Raw genomic sequence first — 17,371 nt, forward strand, 5'->3', positions numbered from 1 at the left:
ATGTTTGAAATTGGAAATAAGACATTTGGTTCTCGATTGATGTTAGGAACCGGAAAATACCCTAGCTTTGAAATACAAAAAGAAGCTGTGAAAGCTTCAGAAACCGAAGTCTTAACCTTTGCTGTTAGAAGAATGAACATTTTTGATTCAAATGAACCAAATTTACTTGAGGAAATTAACTTGCAAAAATATTCATTGCTCCCTAATACTGCTGGTGCAAAGACAGCTGAAGAAGCCGTAAGAATCGCGCGCCTTGCTAGTGGATCCGGTTTGTGTGACATGATTAAAGTGGAGGTAATAGGATGTGACAAGACATTACTGCCAGACCCGTTTGAAACTATGAAAGCCTCAGTTCAACTACTGAATGAAGGATTCACTGTACTTACCTATATCTCGGATGATGTGGTACTGGCGAAGCGTTTAGAGGACGAAGGTATCCATGCGATCATGCCAGGGGCTTCTCCTATCGGTTCTGGTCAAGGAATTGTCAACTCGATGAATCTGCAATTCATTATTCGACAATCAAATATTCCGGTCATTGTTGATGCAGGGATAGGATCACCGAAGGATGCCACATTTGCGATGGAGCTTGGTGCAGATGGCGTTCTATTAAATACGGCTATATCGGGTGCAGAAGATCCTGTGAAAATGGCAGAGGCGATGAAGTTAGCCATCCAATCGGGCAGGTTAGGTTATGAGGCTGGGAGAATTCCAAGAAAAATGTATGCTTCAAAAAGCAGTCCGGAAAGCGGAATGATCAGATAATGTCTGACGCTATTCTCGCCAGGAACGTTTTGCCCGATAGGGCCAGAGGAGCAAATTTTATTAGAAATGTGAAATACTGCAACTGCTGGCGAACGGTAATAGTAACCGTAGTGGCTGAATCGCTTTATATCAGTGACAAAACGGTTAAGACCATGTGAGCAATATCTTGCAAAAAATGAAAGTCAACGACCGTACACAAGCCCTCGTTATATCCATTAAAAATGGCTGGGTTGAAGTTATCTAATAGATAAATAACTAGCAATGGAGGAAGATTTAAAATAGTACGGCGGCAAACTAAAAAGATGAGCGAGTACTAAAGTATCTCGCTCATCTGGCTGTTAAATATAACATCGAGTATTTCTTGGATTCTACATTCTTTTAATACCCTTTAATATCTATATCATTGCTAAAGTTGAATTCTTCCGACGACATAGTCTACATTAAAGATTTCTTCCCTCCTGCATAAGAAATAAAAGATTGAAGATCTCGTATCATTTCTCCCAAAGTATTCTTTAATAGAGCTTTTTATCTTTCTTAATTTTCTTTTTTTATGGTGATTATTCATGTTCAGCAGATAATGAACCAATCAATCATGACGACAGACTCCGTCCCTTCAGCAATAATAGATTTACTTGCCGCCCAATTCTTGTTTACACCACTGAGATCCTCCCCTATGGAAGGAGGGTACCTTCTTTTTGGATGAATTAGATCAGGTAACTAAGCGTCCTTTTTTTTAAGATAGGATTCACTCCCTGCTGATGCAGCCTCGTGATCAAGTGTGTTGCCGAATACATTGTAGTCAAGTGTTTCCTTGGGAATACTAGCAAGGTCCTTACGTTTTACTGAGTAGAAAATCAGACCCAATATAACCCATATAAAGAGGGCGACCCAAGATGGTGTACCTAAAAATCCTGGTGACCCGGGTACAATAAGTAATAATAGGAAACCTAAACTACTAATTACACCCAATAACGTCATAAATTTTTTAAAAGGTGAGACAGCTAATGTTTTGTTGTTTTCAGATTCAGACCATCTAAACAGTCGGTATGCCACCACACAACAATAGAAATAAGCTATGGTAACGCCAATTGCTGACATATCGACTACCCACAACAGTGCCTGTCTACCAAAGAATGGTGCAAATAAAGTGACGATACATGTAAAGGCAATCCCCACATAAGGAGTTTCGTATTTCGGGTGTAGTTTAGCAAAAGCGCGCGGGAGAATGCTTGCTCTTCCCATCGCAAAAAGTAGTCTGCTTGTTGACACGTAAAAGCCGTTTAATCCTGTGAAAATCCCCATACACAACGAAAAAGAGAGCAACAGTACGCCAATTGTACCGTACGCGTTATTAACGACATCACCGGTTCCCCATATCGTTCCTTGGTTAATCAGCGTTTGCCATGGCATTGCAACAGCAGTAGCTATAATGGTCAATGAGTAAGTAAAAGCGGCACAAATTAGTGCTAGAACGATAAGCTTAAATGCTTTTTGTGGAGAGAAGTTGAATTCTTCGGCTGCTTGTGGAATGTTGTCAAACCCGACAAAAGCCCAAGGAGAAATGGCGACGATCGCAATAACGGCAGCGACAGCACTTACCCCTGGTTTAAAAAGAGGTTGGATATTTGTAAATGAACTAGAGGGATGAAGGATCATTGATAAAAATAATAAAATAATGCCCGCCACAAGCGTAATGCAGAAGATAAATTGCATAAGTCCGGATAAGCTACTACCTCGGATATTTAAGTAGGCAAAAGCAATGAGCGCAATGCAAGCGATCAAAACTTCACCAGCATATACATTCCAGCCAGCAATATTGTACATCAGTCCTTGCATCGCCACACTAGGAAGCACAAATTTCACGAGCAAGGCAAGTGCTGATGCGTTTAATGCTACAATACACATATAACCTAAGGTTAAAAACCACCCACAAAAAAAAGCATGATAGCGGCCAAACCCATAATAAGCATAAGCAAATTCTCCACCAGAAACGGGGAGTTTTTTAATGAGATATCCGTAACTAACCCCGATTAAAATCATCAAAATTGCACCGATACTAAAACCGATAATAACTCCAAGGGGGCCGGCTGCTGACATCCAATCCATAGGTAAAACAAAAGCTCCCCATCCCACAGCTGAACCAAACGCAATTGCCCAGACCCAGTGTGGCTTCAATGTCTTTTTCAATTCACTTCTTTCTTCCATATTTTTTCTCCCTTCAGTAAACCTTTTGTAAGCGTTATCATACAAGTTCGAACAAATTACTAAGCCTTAAAATTTTGAGTTGACTTAATTAAACCAGAGTCTTTAAAGTGATTCAATATTATCGGTAAGTTTAGATTATTCAAAATGCGGATAACGTTTATTTTGATTTTTGATAAGGGGAAAGGAGTAGTACCCATGGGGATTACGTGATATTAGGAAGATCATTTGTTTTGCTTATGAAGAAGTATTAAGGAACTGTTCTATTTTTATTGTGTGGTATATCCATCATCCTAGAAATATTAGCCTCTTGGAGAAGTCGTTAGAATTCATTGCCCCCCAAATTCAGCCTCATATATTATAAACGTAAGATGTACAGTTGACATTTTGCTATTCTTTTATGTCATGGAGTTGGGTTCTATTACTTTGTACATTTATTTTTTGTCCTAATGGATTTAATTATGCAGCAACCGAAGCTATCATCCGAGATTGTAAGTGTAAAAAACTGTAGACGCTTGCAGGTCGGAGGTTTTTATCAATCCTCCGAAGATGTATCGTATCAGATTCTGTGATCATAAATCTAAATAATGGATTCAGTTTTGTCTTATCATCTTTTTATATAACAGCCATTAATGATTCGTATAATTTAGGCGCCATTTTCTATGGTATGGTAGAAAAAAGTGGGAGAGGAGCATGTAGAAAGTGCCCTACCAACCAGAAATATTCTTGGAGGTTTTTTAGATGGGAAATCCAAAATCATGGTTCTTAACAACAGTCTTGATGGCGATAGTAGTTCTTGCGGCATGTTCGAGTGACAGCGAAGGTGCTGCAAACAACGCAGACCAAAGTGAAAAAAAGGATGAAGTTGCAGAAACAGGCCTTAAGGTAATGGAAAACGAAAAAGTCGGGAGATATTTAGCGGATTCGGAAGGCATGACCCTTTACATATTCAAGAATGATGAAAAAGGCGTGAGCAATTGCACAGGAAAGTGCCTCAGCAATTGGCCCGCTTTCTACACCAAGGATTTCAAGGTACCCAAAGGTTACGACAAAAGTGAATTTGGAACAATTACCAGAAAAGATACAGGTGAAAAGCAAACAACGTACAAAGGTTATCCCCTTTATTACTTTGTTAAAGACAAAGAAAAAGGCAACGTGAAAGGTCAAGGTGTTAAAAATGTCTGGTATGTTGTCAATAGCCAGACCCTTAAGAAACACGTTGATCAAGATGTTTCGTTAACAGAAGGAATCGATAAGGCATTAACCTCTCTTCAAGATTTAAAAGGCACAGTTCAGTCCTCACCTAATGATGCCAAGAAGATAAACAATAAAGGAAAAGCTCTGTCGGAAAGCTGGGAGCCTATTGAAAAAGTGGTTGAAAGACGAAGTGCTGAGGCTTATGAACATATCGAAAAAAGTTTGTATCCCCTAATTGCTGAAGCAAAAAGTGAACAGCCAGATGCAGACAAAGTGAAACGGCTGGTTGAAGAAACTACGGACAAACTCAAAGAGCTCAAACAACAGATAGCCTCATCTTCTTAATCAAACGGAGAACAATCATCGAACTCATCAATGTTTGGTTTATTTTTAAAAAAGGATTTCCAATAAAGGAGAGATTTTGTGATATCTAGTGGCCACAACAAAATGATGAAGGGATCCCTTCTGATATTTTTTCTTGTGTTGCTCCTTTCAGGGTGCGGTAGTGGTGATCGTAGCGAATCGACTAGTTCAAGCTCGGATAAAGAAAAAGAAGATCAACAGGTCACTTATTCCGAGAAAATGGCTCATGGACATATGTTGTACGTAAACGATCGTGACTCCGGTGCTGTCGAAGTCATTAACCTGACAAATAACAAAGTTATGGAAACAATTCAGGTTGGAAAAAAACCGACCTACAATGAAGTGTCCCCAGATGGAAAATATGATTACGTGGTGAACAGTGGCTCAGAAAGTGTCTCGATTATTAACACCCAAACTTATCAAGTTGTTAAAACTATATCGGTTGGGACGTCCCCGAAAGGAATCAATTTCACACCTAATGGCAAATGGGCGTACGTGATCAACGAAGGAGAAGGTACGGTGACAGTCATTGATAGGCAAACCATGGAACCAACGGGGAAGGTTGAAGTCGGAAAATCCCCTCATAATGGGGTGGCCAGTCCGGATAGCAGCAAATTTTATGTCACAAATACAGGTTCAAACTCAGTATCTGTGATTGACACTTCCACACAAAAAGTAATCAACAAGATTGAAGGCGTAAACGGAGCACCACATAATATAAATATTACACCTAACGGTAGAATATTGCTTGTTACATTAACTGGAAAAAATGCTGTAGGAGTGATTGACCTTGACAAAGGGGAAATGGTTGCAAATATTTCTACAGGTATAGGTCATCACGTGATAGATATTACTCCAGACGGAAAATATGCCTACGTGGCAAACATTGGAACCGATTTTGTTTCAGTAATTGATCTTTCGAAAAGAAAGAAAATCAAGGAGATTAAGGTAGGAAAGGGTCCTCATGGAGTTACTGTTACGGCAAACGGAGAAAAAGTTCATGTCGCGGTTAGCAGGGAAAATAAAGTTGCCGTTATTGATATATCAAAAAATGAGGTCGTGGACAGGATTGAGACAAAACAATTTCCATTCTTTGTGAGTACAATTGAAAGTTACCCAGTAAAAAATTGATCAAAACAGGCGGAACTGTCGAATAGAGACAGTTCCTTTTTCTGTTTTGAACTGAATCCGTCTACATACATTATACCGTATGATAATTTTTAACAAAGATAATGGGGGGCAGTACAATAAAAGAAAAGTCGGACATGGAATTGATCCAATGAACAAAAGCACCGTCCACGAAAGAAAGCGGGCCTCTTTAAAGCAATGAAAGTAGGAATTGTTAAATGGACACTCATATGTTGGGCAGTTTAATACGCCAAGTTTTTGGGGTGTAAGTATCTCCATTGTAAGAAGACAGATAATAGGTATAATCTCTGTACTTAAGGCTGTTTTCTAAAAATGTTTTTACGTTACCGGTTGGATAGTTACATATGTGGCCCCTCAATCTTCGAATCGTTTCCATACCCCGTTTACAAAAAAACTTATCAATAAAAATATCGCGTTTGTTAATTCCTTGTTCTTTCATCGCAGCCACTTGCCCCTTACTGCTCACTCGTATGTACCCATAGTTCCTGTTTTCCATTTTTAGGAATAACTCTCTTTCACATTGTGCTTTACTTTCTCCCTTAAGTATACGCGATTTCGTTCGTAATTACTTTTTGGTCAATTACGAACGTAGAAACTGATAATATTAAACAAAATGCCACCGTTCGTAAAAGTTAACTTTTACAGACGATTTGTTTATGAACAATTTAAGTATACAAAGAGAATGATGGAATCTGCGATCTCTCTGAAATGTAATTTCCACCAATGTATTACTTCTTCAAGGAAATTGTACATTCAGATTCCGATTTTGTAGTTTTTCTTTAGTTAAGCGATAATATGCTATAATTGTTATTATCAAACAATTCTATCAGTTTAGAAATTAAAACAAAGATTGGAAAGATGATCATATGTATAAAATCGGAGTTGTTGGCCCTGGAAGCTCCGTAGATCGGATGATTTCTATGGCTGAAGGATTTGGAGAAGACATGCAGTTTATTCCTTATCCCTACGTTGAATTTCAAGAGACTCGTCAAATTGTGTCGCAAAATGACCATCAAGTTAACTTCTGGCTTTTTTCTGGTAAACTTTCCTACATGATTGCAAAAAGTGCATTAGACTCAGATGAACATTTAATTTACACACAACATACTGAGTCGAGTCTCTATAGGTGCTTTCTACACAAGGCCTTTTTCCAGGGAACTTTTGTGGATGATGTAAGTGTTGATGAATTAACTCGAAATGAACTAGATGAGGCGTTGAAACAGTTGGATTTAACATTAGGAAAAGTATTTGTAAAAACATATGATATCGATACGAAGCCTAATGACTTATTTAATTTCCATCTTGATTTATGGAAAAAGGGCCAGACAAACGCTTCCATTACATGCTTTGAGGGAGTCTATCAAAGATTAAAAACGGCAGGGGTTCCAGTTTACTGGTATACTCCCAGCCAATTGGAAATTCGTCAGACACTACGAGTCCTTGCAGAAAAAGTAAGAACTTTTTATTTTAAGGATACACAAATTGGTGTAAAGATTATCGATATCGAACACTTTGATAAAATTAAACAAAAGGCTAGAAGACCCTATGATTTGCAGTATTTAGAATTGGAATTGAAAAAGACTTTGATTGGGCTATGTGATAGTTTAGAGGGTTCTCTGTTGGAAAAAGGTAACGGACGATATGTGATTTTCAGTACACGAGGTGCTATCGAACGAGGAATCAGACTGTTGAAAAAAGATGTTGAGCAATTAGCACTTAATTCGGGAACATCAGTAGCAGTAGGTATCGGATTCGGAGAGACTGTGTTTTCTGCAGAAGTAAATGGACTTCGAGCAATCCAACAATCTAAAGAAAAAGCAAATTCGGAAATTATCATTGTTCAAGAGGATGGAACTGTGATTGAATCAGCAGGAAAAGAAGATGAATTGGTTTACTCTAGTCTAATGAATGACGAAAAAATTCTTAATAGTATCAAAAAAGCAAATGTTAGCTTTAAAATGTATAATAAAATTGTTGCCTTAGTTAAAACAAAGGGATGGGATCACTTTACTACTAGTGATCTGGCTACCCATCTCGGGTTGGATGAAAGGAATGCCCGTAGAATTGTGTCCTCATTGAGTGATGTTAGGCTGCTGCAGTATATCGGTGAAAAGTCCTTATCAACACGTGGCCGGCCGAGTAAATTATATCGATTAGGTTAACCAGTACTTAGAAATTTAGCTTACAAACTCTGAAAAATAGGATAAAGAAAATACACAGGCTTTTATGACCCTAATTTCTAAGGGGGGTATAGCAATTTAATTTAGAAGGTGTCGTATATAGTTGTGATACTACATATACGATTCTACTTTTTCTAGTACCTTCTTGATTATGGGTGAAGTCTTCCGACTTTAGTGAGGAGTGGAAGAACTCGATGAGGGCATTATCAAAGCAGTCCTCTTTCCAGCACATGCTTGTGAAAATGCCTTTTTCTTTAGATGCTTGTTGAAACGTACAGGACGTATACTGTGCTCCCTAGTCACGATGAGGAATCACTTCGTATGCTTCCCGTCCCTTACACACATCTTCTAATGCATCCAAGATGACTAGATATCTATTCACGGAGAAGATCTCGGACCATTCGATACCCTATACGAAACTCTCGATTGGTATGTTCCTCGATAAGTTTAATCGGACAACTTCCCTTCTTATTTCTCACAGGATACACTGTCTTTTTTCTCCCCATGAAAAACACCTCCAAATGTCGTTAAATATACGACACTGGTGGTGTTTTTTTCTGTCTCATTTAATTGAGCCTCTCCAATATGAATCTAGTGTTTATTAAAATATTTCAAAAGATGTTTGAAAAAAATGAATTATTAGAATATAATTAAGGGTAAATAACCTTAAATCACCCGAATGTAAAGTAAAAACTCTCTATGATCCGTTGACCTTAATCCCAACGTATCATGTAAAAGGGTGAAGTTTAGGTATATATAATTCTAAAAAATTTAAAAAGGGGTGTAATGTATGGACCATATGGGGTTATTGTCTTTAATTCCTCCTATCATTGCTATTGTTATGGCACTTTGTACCAGGAATGTGATTATCTCATTATTTTTAGGGTTGTTTTCTGGAATACTGATCTTGTCACATTATAATCCATTAAACTCAGTAACAACGGTAATTGGGGATTATTTCTTTGTACAGATCACTGACAGTTATAATGCTGGTATTTTAGTGCTGTTAGTATTTATCGGTGGTTTTGTAGCGCTTTTGGAAAAGTCAGGTGGGGCTGTAGCTTTTGCATCTAAGTTAGCAGGATTAATCAAAAGCCGGGTAAAGACTCAACTTGCTGCCTGGATAGCTGGTATTGCAATTTTTTTCTCTGAGCTCGGTACACCTTTAATTATCGGGCCAGTATTCGAACCCCTCTTTGACAAAGCTAAGGTATCAAGAGAAAAATTGGCTTGGATCATTGATTCAACTGCTTCACCTGTCTCTGTTATGATCCCTTTTATTGGTTGGGGGGTGTACATAATAGGTCTTATCAATACAGAGTACGGCCGTTTAAATATAACTGAATCAGGGTGGAGTACTTTTATTCATTCTATCCCTTATTATATTTATCCAATGTTGGCAGTACTTATCGTCCCTTTAATCGTGATAACTAAGCTAGACTTTGGACCAATGGCTAAAGCAGAAAGGCGTATAAAGGAAACGGGACAAGTATACTGGTCTGATTCTAAACCATTGCGTAAATCAGAAGGGTTTACTGAAATGAAGGAAACGAGCAGTAAGCCTATTCTAGTGTGGTTTCCGATTCTAATGCTTTTAGCAACACTTGTTGGGTTGTTAATTCCACTTGGATTTCCATTTGAAAAGATTGAAGGAAATGATTTTAGAGTTGCTTTAACCACGGCCTATTTATTTGCGGGGCTATCCATTATAGTTTTAATGGCTCTATACAAAGTAAGAAAAATAGCCGAGGCCTTTGAAATTTATATTTCCGGCATGAAAAGAATGATGGATATTTTAATTATATTGGTGCTTGCATGGTCTCTTGGTTCAGTTCTTGACAAGATGGGAACGGCAAAATATATTGTCCAATTAATAGATGGAAATATACCTCTTTTCCTGGTACCAGCTATTATTTTTGTTGTTGGTGCTTGTATGTCATTTGCCAATGGAACTTCCTGGGGAACTTTTGCCATTATGCTACCTTTAGCTATTCCTTTAGCTTTTCACCTTGATATATCTATGTACGCATGCATAGGTGCGGTCATATCAGGCGGAATTTTTGGAGATCATTGTTCACCAATCTCAGATACAACAATTTTATCTTCAACCGGGGCAGGCTCTGATCACAAAGATCATAATAAAACTCAGGTTCCCATTGCATTGTTTAATGGGGCTATAACAGTCATTGCATTTATAGTTGGAGGATTAATAGGCTACGAAACAGCAATTTATATAGCTGTGACATTAATGGTAATCGGTGTTCTTGTCCTTTTTAAATTCTATAATCAAAGGACACCTTCGTCTGATGAAAGTTATTCAGCATAAAATATTTTTATTTCTTTACGAGGAGGTTTTTTTATGAAACTTTGGGGCGGTCGTTTTCGAAAGGGAGAAAATAAATTAATGGAGAGCTTTAACAGCTCTCTTGCTATAGATAAAAGACTTGTCTACGAAGATATTACTGGCAGTCTTTCGCATATAAAAATGCTTATCGCGAGCGAAATTCTTACTGAATTAGAAGGAAATAAAATTATTGAAGGGTTAAATTCAATTTTATCTGATATTGAAAATAATGATCTGTTAATAAAAGGAGATTATGAAGATATTCATAGTTTTATTGAGACTAATCTGATAGAAAGAATTGGTGAAACAGGAAAGAAACTTCATACCGCAAGAAGCAGAAATGATCAAATTGCAGTAGACATCCGTTTATATGCGAAAAAAAAATCTACTGAAGTGATCGAAGCTGTTGAATTACTTCAAAACAATTTAAAAAAGAAAGCAGATGAAAATGCGGCGATTATGCCGGGGTACACACATTTACAAAGAGCTCAAGTTGTAACATTTAAACATCATTTGATGGCCTATTTTCAAATGGTTGATAGGGATAAAAAACGACTTGAAAATGCTGTTGCTCTTATGGATGAAAGTCCACTCGGATGCGGAGCTTTAGCTGGTACAACCCATAATATTAATCGAGATTTCACTGCCAAAGCATTAGGATTTAAGAAACCTGTCAATAATTTCTTAGATGGGGTCAGCGATCGCGATTATTTATTAGAATTAATGTCGTGCTTTTCAATATTAATGATGCATCTCAGCAGACTGAGTGAAGAGCTCATTTTATGGAGTACTCAAGAGTTTAACTTTATTGAAATAGATGACGCCTATTCTACTGGAAGTAGTATTATGCCCCAAAAGAGAAATCCGGATTCTGCAGAATTAATAAGAGGAAAAACCGGTCGGGTATATGGTGATTTATTTTCATTATTAACGACGATGAAAGGTTTACCTCTGGCTTATAATAAAGATATGCAAGAAGATAAAGAACCCTTTTTTGATTCCATAGATACAACACTGTCTTGCCTTGAAGTTATGGCGTCAATCATAGACACCTTGGAAGTAAATAAAGAAGTAATGGGCAAGTCAGTAAAAAACGGGTTTCTAAATGCGACTGATTTAGCAGATTATCTTGTTAAAAAAGGAGTATATTTTAGAGATGCACATAGCATAGTGGGTTCAATAGTCATTTTTTGCGAAGACAACGAAAAAAGTATAGAAGAATTATCACTGGAAGAATTAAAGTCTTTTAGCTCGGTGATCAAAGAAGATATTTATGAATATCTCGACTATCAAAAAAGCATGAACAAGGGCATTAAAAAAACATTATTAAAATAGAGTACTGTCACTATTAAAAAATTGATGTGAGGAGGAAAAAAATGAAGGAAGTAAAAGTACAGGGAGAAAGATGGTTTCCCTCAACGACACCATTTTCTGAGGAAATGAAGGAACTATGGGGAGATTGGTATTGTGATTCGGAGATTGGCAAGTTAAGGGATGTTATTATGCGAAAACCTGGAAAAGAAATTAAATTCATTACAGAGAATAATTTCGGGGATTTTCGTTGGAAGGCGCCTATGGACTTTACGAAAGCAAAACAACAACATAATGAATTAACCGACATATACCGTAACCATGGTGTGAATGTGCATTATGTAGAACAGCAACGTGAAGATCGGCCGAATGCGCTATTTATGAGAGACCAAGTGTTCATGACACCTGAAGGCGCAATTGTTTGTCGGAATGGGATTTCTGCTCGTCGCGGGGAAGAGCGGTACACTGCAGAAGCGTTAGCCAAACTAGGTGTGCCAATTGTAAAAACGATTAATGGAGATGGCTGGTTTGACGGTGCATGTGGCATGTGGATTGATCGAAATACAGTGATTTTGGGTACGGGCGCTCGTGCCAATAAAGAAGGCGTTGCGCAGGTGGAATCTGAACTTAGGAATATGGGGGTTACGGATATCATCCATTTCCAAATTCCATACGGGCATGCGCATCTTGATGGGCTTATAAATATCGCCGATAAAAAAACTGCCGTATTATTTCCATGGCAAATACCTTACGATGTCGTAAAACAATTGCTCAACCTTGGTTTTAACATTGTTGAAGTAACAAATTTCGAAGAGCTTAAAAAGGGGTCCTGCATCAATTTTGTTGCTTTGGAGCCTGGAAAAATTGTTATGCCCAGCGGTAATCCAGAGACAAAAGAAAAAATTGTGAATGCTGGTGTTAAGGTAATTGAAGCAGATATGAATGAAATTCTAAAAGGGTGGGGTGCTATTCACTGTATGACTGCATTTTTAAAACGGGATCCAATTGGCGCACTTTAATCATGTAAACAAGTAGGACGTGGATTTGATGTAATACTTAGTCTATTTAATAAGGCAGAAACGTGTCTAGCCTTTATTAATCGAAAATGAAACTGCTATATGTTAAAGGTTGTCTTACCGACTATGGTTTTCTACGGCAGTGTGTAAACGGCGGGGCTAGCATGGGTGTTGAGAGATCACATTGCGTATTGCCCCCGACTGATTAATATGAGTTCATTATATCATCAAGAGTCGCAGAACAATCAGGAGATCGAGCAATTGCTGGCTGAAAAAACGGGCGCCTATCTTGAACAAGGTAGGTGTCTTAATTTTTGTGAAAATTATTGAACTGGATTAATTGTTTTGAAATAATTGGTATTAAGCAATAGGGTGCGCGCGACAAGTTCTGTTATAAACGCTTTTCAGCGTGAAAATACAGGAAGTTTTAAGCATTTAAAATTTCAACTTTACAACGGAGGATGGGAATGACGGAACCATGTTTCTTGAAACCATCCCGTCAATACTCCTGCATGCGTTAAGGCTGACAGGTCTTAGGGTATGAAGCACAGGTGGATTCGGCAGAACGAAGGCTGAAGCCATTCTTATGAAAAGGTATGCTAACGGATATGCCGCACGGCTGAAAAACTGGATAAGGTGAGAATAGTTCTTTGAAATAGGAACTGACGAACTTCCGAATGTAAGGGTCTAAAGATTCGAACATAAGGAAACTTATGTCCCATCTCACGATGGGGTGAGTGGTGTGGAGTAAAATTGCGCCCTCTGAAAGACGCTATACCGAACCATGGCGGTATCCAGCTCACAGGCTTAAAGGAAGCACCTATGTTCAGTAAGGATAGCTACGCTGTAAGGGACTTGGAAAGCAAGGAACGTTGAATCAAGGGCTGTCACCCGAAACGTTTGCTATAAAGTTATGCTGAAAAGCATTTATCCTTGTGAGGGTAGGGGAATGACTGATGAACCTCCTTTAACGGGGAGGAACAACCCCAAGTCTAATGAATGAAACGATTATTTTCCTAATGTGAACGGCACCGATCGGGTAGGAACGTGGGAACATCACTCCATAAGGAGGGATGCCACAGTGCCAACGTTACGAAACTGGGATTATTACAATATGACGGAGACATTTACAGAACTATACGAAAAAGCGAGCCGAGGACAAGTATTTTCTCATCTCTATGACACCATCATATCAAGAGAAAACATCCTGCTCGCTTTTCGCATGATAAAAACCAATAAAGGTTCTAAAACACCAGGTACCGATGGGAAAACCATCGACGATATGAAAGAACTATCAGAAAATGAACTCGTTACAGAAGTACGGACCAAACTAAGAAATTATCACCCGAAGAAAGTTCGCAGAGAATGGATTGAAAAAGAAAATGGTAAATGGAGACCTCTTGGGATTCCATGTATCTTGGATAGAATCATCCAACAATGTTTCAAACAAGTTCTCGAACCTATTGTAGAATCTCAGTTTTTCAAGCATAGCTACGGGTTCAGACCTCTCCGGTCTGCTCATCATGCTATGGCTAGGATACAATACTTGATTAATCAAGCGCAATTTCATTTTGTGGTTGATATAGATATTAAAAGCTTCTTTGATAATGTAAATCACTCATTGTTAAATAAACAGCTTTGGAATATGGGTATTCAAGACCGCAAGCTTCTTACTTGTATCTCGAAAATGATAAAGTCAGAAATTGATGGAGAAGGCGTACCAGAGAAAGGATCCCCGCAAGGTGGAATTTTATCTCCTCTACTATCAAACGTGGTTTTAAATGACCTGGACCAATGGGAGGTATTTCCTCTTACCAAATCATACAGTTCTGATGATGCTAAAAGGCAGGCTAGAAAACGAACAAATTTGAAAGAGGGATACTTGGTTAGGTACGCCGATGATTTCAAAATCCTATGTCGAGATGGAAAGACTGCTCAACGGTGGTACCATGCGGTACGACTTTACTTAAAAGAGCGCTTAAAGCTAGACATCTCTCCTGAGAAATCTCAAATTGTAAACTTGAGAAAACGAGAATCTGAGTTCTTAGGTTTCACTATTCGTGCGAATAAAAAGGGTAAGAAACGGGTGGCACATACAGGCATCATTGAAATTACCTAATAGATGGTAAAATGTTCTAAGCCTTTGGGAAGCTGGTACACTCCCGTTACTTAAGTGATGATTAACACAGTGATTGATCACTTAAGGTTGAAGGGGGTGCAATAGGTAATTTTATTTAATCGAAAGGGTTGTTAATTTTGAATAAAATCACTATTTTAGTTCCTGCTTTTAATGAAGATGAGACTTTACGTTTTTTTTATGAAAGAGTCACGGGAGTTCTAACTAATTTAGTAGGCTATACTTATGAGATTCTATTTGTAAATGACGGAAGCAAAGATAACACTAGGGAAATCATTAAAAGTTTTAGGGAACATGATAAATGTGTATCTTACGTTAATTTGTCTAGAAATTTTGGAAATGAAAGAGCTACAGCATTTATCGAAGAAAAGCAAATCCCTAAAGATGAAATTAATTATATCGGCGGAGACCTTAATGTCATGAAGAATTCAAACGAATATTCAACCATGACTGACTTGCTAAATGTTAGCCAACCGACAAAATATACAGGGCATTCATCTACTTGGGATCCGACAACGAATTCAATCGCACAATACAATTACCCGGATTTAAACAGTCAATATCTTGATTATATTTTTGTGGAAAAAACCACGCAACACCGGATAACTGGTATATAGACTCAAAAAAAGTAAAATCACCAACATGGTCAGTACAATCCTGGGGCCAAACCTACACATATGATGACTATTCTGACCATTACACGGTTTCCGGATCCCCAACTAATTAGTTAGCAAGGAAGAACGGGAACGCCCTCCTTCTCATAGGGCCTAGTCTCCCAAAGCTTAAACATATTATTTTAAACTGAATTAGTTTAAGAAATGTACAATGTAGTAAAACTTTCAATTGAAATATAACAGATTGAATGGAAAAGGAGGTGCACAAATCTATTTTTGAGGGTAAAGAAACCCTCTATAAATCACATTGTTTCGAATCATAAAATTCAGGAGGTACTTACATGTCAAATATTTTTCAGAAGAAACTTATGAAATTGCTTGTTGCAACAATTCTGGTTTTCTCACTAGGAATGACTGCATCTACTTGGAACACACAGGCAGAAGATAATTCGGGAGATTCGAATACCACTTCGGAAGAACCAAATTTAGTTTTTCCTGTAATCAGCGACACACAACTCGGTCGAGCTGAGGGAGATCCGGAGAGATTTGACAATGCTATGAATCAACTGAATCAACTAGCACCAAATCAAGATGCATTCGTTTTTATTGGCGACTTAACCAGTCATGGCTATGAAGAGGAATATGACACATGGTCATCCATCTTTAATAAACATGTTCAGCCTCAGGCGGAGCAACTCATTGGTATTGGAAATCATGAGTATAATTATAACGGCCTTACACCTAAAAAATCACAACAACGATTTTTTGATAAAACAGGCATGGAATCTCTTTACTATCAAAAGAACATCAAAGGCTATGACTTTATAATGATGGGTGAAGAGCGTGGTTACTTCTATTCAAAAGAGCAGGTTCAATGGTTAGGAGATCAGTTAAAGCAATCAGAACAGAGGGATCCGAATAAACCAATTTTCGTTTTCTTGCACCATGGTATTAAAAATACAACATACGGCACGGAAGATTGGTATATTGAAAATGATAACCAGAGATTGCTTCGAGAAACGCTTAAAAAATATCCGCAAGTAGTTTTAGTTGCCGGCCATACACATTATCCTGTTAGTGATCCAAAATCTATCTATCAAAAAGACTACACTGCTGTCAATTCTGGTTCTATATCTTATATATGGACGGAAAAGGGATACCTTCAAGGTGAAGTCCCGAGGCAGAGGTTAGTAACGGACTTCTTGTGAAAGTCTATGATGATGAGGTTGTCATCAAGCGCCGTAACTTTACCGGCGAACGATGGGTACAGGATCCCTGGGTTATTAAAACTCCAGTAAAAAGTAAAGAAGACTTTAAATACACAGACGATCGTGATCAGGAAAGCCCTTATTTTGATAATGATTCGAATCTTTCTGTTAGTCAAATAACGACGAACAGCTTAAACATATCTTTCCCACAGGCATTTGATAATTTATTGACACATTCTTATCAAGTGACTGCCATGAATCAAAAAACCGGGGAAATCGCAAATCAGTACAAGGCCTTTTCGGAATATTATAATGGAGAGGTGCCAAGCTCATTAGAATTTCCTATAAACAATCTTCAACCAGCTACAGCATATCAAATTAATGTACAAGCTATTGATGCCTTCGGAAATGTAAGTAATGATCTGACTACAAATGCAACAACTTTAGCAGAAAGCGTTCTTGAAATGCAGGAAGTAGTCAAACGGTTTGAGGATGACGGGGAGTTCATAAACCATGGCGTTGCTCAATCATTGAAGGCTCAATTGAATACAGTAAACAGATTTATACAAAAAAATGCTTCAGAAAAAGCTATTAAACACATGACCAAAGTTAAGTATTTATTAGAACATAGGAAAGCGAACAACCAAATATCGGATAATGCGTACAACTATCTCATGATGAATGCGGACGATTTAATCAACAAATGGAAATAGTTTAATAAAGTCAAATATAGCCATGAAAAAGAGAGGGATTCGTCTCTTTTTCATGGCTGAGTTTTATCATAACTTTAAAATTCTTTACCTGTGAAGCATGGGGACGGTTCTTGTGCATCCTGTGCAAAATGAACGGAGTACCAAGTAAAGCAATAGAAACGCCTCTTCGTCT

11 protein-coding genes and 3 pseudogenes are annotated in these 17,371 nt (G+C 37.9%); 12 read left to right on the forward strand and 2 right to left on the reverse strand.

Going from position 1 to position 17,371, the window contains the following annotated elements:
- Both MUO14_RS15275 and MUO14_RS15280 read left to right on the forward strand, forming a co-directional pair.
- The gene (locus tag MUO14_RS15275; protein WP_244751484.1) at positions 1-765 is read left to right on the forward strand and encodes a thiazole synthase; all 765 of its coding nucleotides are present in this window, start codon (positions 1-3) and stop codon (positions 763-765) included.
- 64 nt (positions 766-829) lie between these two features.
- Positions 830-1,009: pseudogene (locus tag MUO14_RS15280) on the forward strand (response regulator transcription factor); the annotation flags it as partial.
- A gap of 473 nt (positions 1,010-1,482) precedes the next feature.
- Here the strand turns inward: MUO14_RS15280 and MUO14_RS15285 are convergent.
- Entirely contained in the window at positions 1,483-2,970 is a 1,488-nt protein-coding gene (locus tag MUO14_RS15285) for an APC family permease (protein ID WP_244751485.1), read from the reverse strand.
- 738 nt (positions 2,971-3,708) lie between these two features.
- Here MUO14_RS15285 and MUO14_RS24610 point away from each other — a divergent pair.
- Positions 3,709-4,509 carry a COG4315 family predicted lipoprotein gene (locus MUO14_RS24610; protein WP_318035967.1) on the forward strand — a complete coding sequence of 267 codons (801 nt, stop codon included), beginning with the start codon at positions 3,709-3,711 and terminating at the stop codon, positions 4,507-4,509.
- A 78-nt stretch (positions 4,510-4,587) separates the two neighbouring features.
- Positions 4,588-5,658, forward strand: coding sequence for a YVTN family beta-propeller repeat protein (locus tag MUO14_RS15295; protein WP_244751486.1), 1,071 nt, complete (start codon positions 4,588-4,590; stop codon positions 5,656-5,658).
- A 412-nt stretch (positions 5,659-6,070) separates the two neighbouring features.
- Here the strand turns inward: MUO14_RS15295 and MUO14_RS15300 are convergent.
- Positions 6,071-6,172 (reverse strand): annotated as a pseudogene (locus MUO14_RS15300) (recombinase family protein); the annotation flags it as partial.
- Between the two features lie 370 nt (positions 6,173-6,542).
- Here MUO14_RS15300 and MUO14_RS15305 point away from each other — a divergent pair.
- The 8 genes and pseudogenes from MUO14_RS15305 to MUO14_RS15340 all read left to right on the forward strand — a co-directional run bounded on the left by MUO14_RS15305 (position 6,543) and on the right by MUO14_RS15340 (position 17,199).
- The gene (locus MUO14_RS15305; RefSeq protein WP_244751487.1) at positions 6,543-7,838 is read left to right on the forward strand and encodes a helix-turn-helix domain-containing protein; all 1,296 of its coding nucleotides are present in this window, start codon (positions 6,543-6,545) and stop codon (positions 7,836-7,838) included.
- A gap of 808 nt (positions 7,839-8,646) precedes the next feature.
- Positions 8,647-10,182: an SLC13 family permease gene (locus MUO14_RS15310; protein WP_244751488.1), complete on the forward strand. Its 1,536-nt coding sequence runs from the start codon at positions 8,647-8,649 to the stop codon at positions 10,180-10,182.
- 33 nt (positions 10,183-10,215) lie between these two features.
- Positions 10,216-11,535, forward strand: a complete 1,320-nt coding sequence (gene argH, locus MUO14_RS15315) for an argininosuccinate lyase (RefSeq protein ID WP_244751489.1) — start codon at positions 10,216-10,218, stop codon at positions 11,533-11,535.
- Between the two features lie 41 nt (positions 11,536-11,576).
- Complete coding sequence (locus MUO14_RS15320; RefSeq protein ID WP_244751490.1) at positions 11,577-12,530, forward strand: dimethylarginine dimethylaminohydrolase family protein; 954 nt, start codon at positions 11,577-11,579, stop codon at positions 12,528-12,530.
- A gap of 1,078 nt (positions 12,531-13,608) precedes the next feature.
- Positions 13,609-14,631, forward strand: a pseudogene (gene ltrA / locus MUO14_RS15325) (group II intron reverse transcriptase/maturase); the annotation flags it as partial.
- Between the two features lie 152 nt (positions 14,632-14,783).
- The gene (locus MUO14_RS15330; RefSeq protein ID WP_244751491.1) at positions 14,784-15,281 is read left to right on the forward strand and encodes a glycosyltransferase; all 498 of its coding nucleotides are present in this window, start codon (positions 14,784-14,786) and stop codon (positions 15,279-15,281) included.
- Between the two features lie 338 nt (positions 15,282-15,619).
- Positions 15,620-16,486, forward strand: coding sequence for a metallophosphoesterase family protein (locus MUO14_RS15335; RefSeq protein ID WP_244751492.1), 867 nt, complete (start codon positions 15,620-15,622; stop codon positions 16,484-16,486).
- On the forward strand, positions 16,483-17,199 hold the full coding sequence (locus MUO14_RS15340) for a fibronectin type III domain-containing protein (protein ID WP_244751493.1): 717 nt from the start codon (positions 16,483-16,485) through the stop codon (positions 17,197-17,199). The genes MUO14_RS15335 and MUO14_RS15340 overlap by 4 nt, the downstream gene beginning before the upstream one ends.
- Positions 17,200-17,371 lie beyond the last annotated feature (172 nt).

This window comes from Halobacillus shinanisalinarum (genome assembly GCF_022919835.1).
Classification (GTDB): Bacteria; Bacillota; Bacilli; order Bacillales; family Halobacillaceae; genus Halobacillus_A; species Halobacillus_A shinanisalinarum.

Coding starts and splice junctions, on each gene's coding strand:
- MUO14_RS15275 (WP_244751484.1), top strand. CDS start 1: ATGTTTGAAATTGGAAATAAGACATTTGGTTCTCGATTGATGTTAGGA.
- MUO14_RS15285 (WP_244751485.1), bottom strand. CDS start 2,970: ATGGAAGAAAGAAGTGAATTGAAAAAGACATTGAAGCCACACTGGGTC.
- MUO14_RS24610 (WP_318035967.1), top strand. CDS start 3,709: ATGGGAAATCCAAAATCATGGTTCTTAACAACAGTCTTGATGGCGATA.
- MUO14_RS15305 (WP_244751487.1), top strand. CDS start 6,543: ATGTATAAAATCGGAGTTGTTGGCCCTGGAAGCTCCGTAGATCGGATG.
- MUO14_RS15310 (WP_244751488.1), top strand. CDS start 8,647: ATGGACCATATGGGGTTATTGTCTTTAATTCCTCCTATCATTGCTATT.
- argH (WP_244751489.1), top strand. CDS start 10,216: ATGAAACTTTGGGGCGGTCGTTTTCGAAAGGGAGAAAATAAATTAATG.
- MUO14_RS15320 (WP_244751490.1), top strand. CDS start 11,577: ATGAAGGAAGTAAAAGTACAGGGAGAAAGATGGTTTCCCTCAACGACA.
- MUO14_RS15335 (WP_244751492.1), top strand. CDS start 15,620: ATGTCAAATATTTTTCAGAAGAAACTTATGAAATTGCTTGTTGCAACA.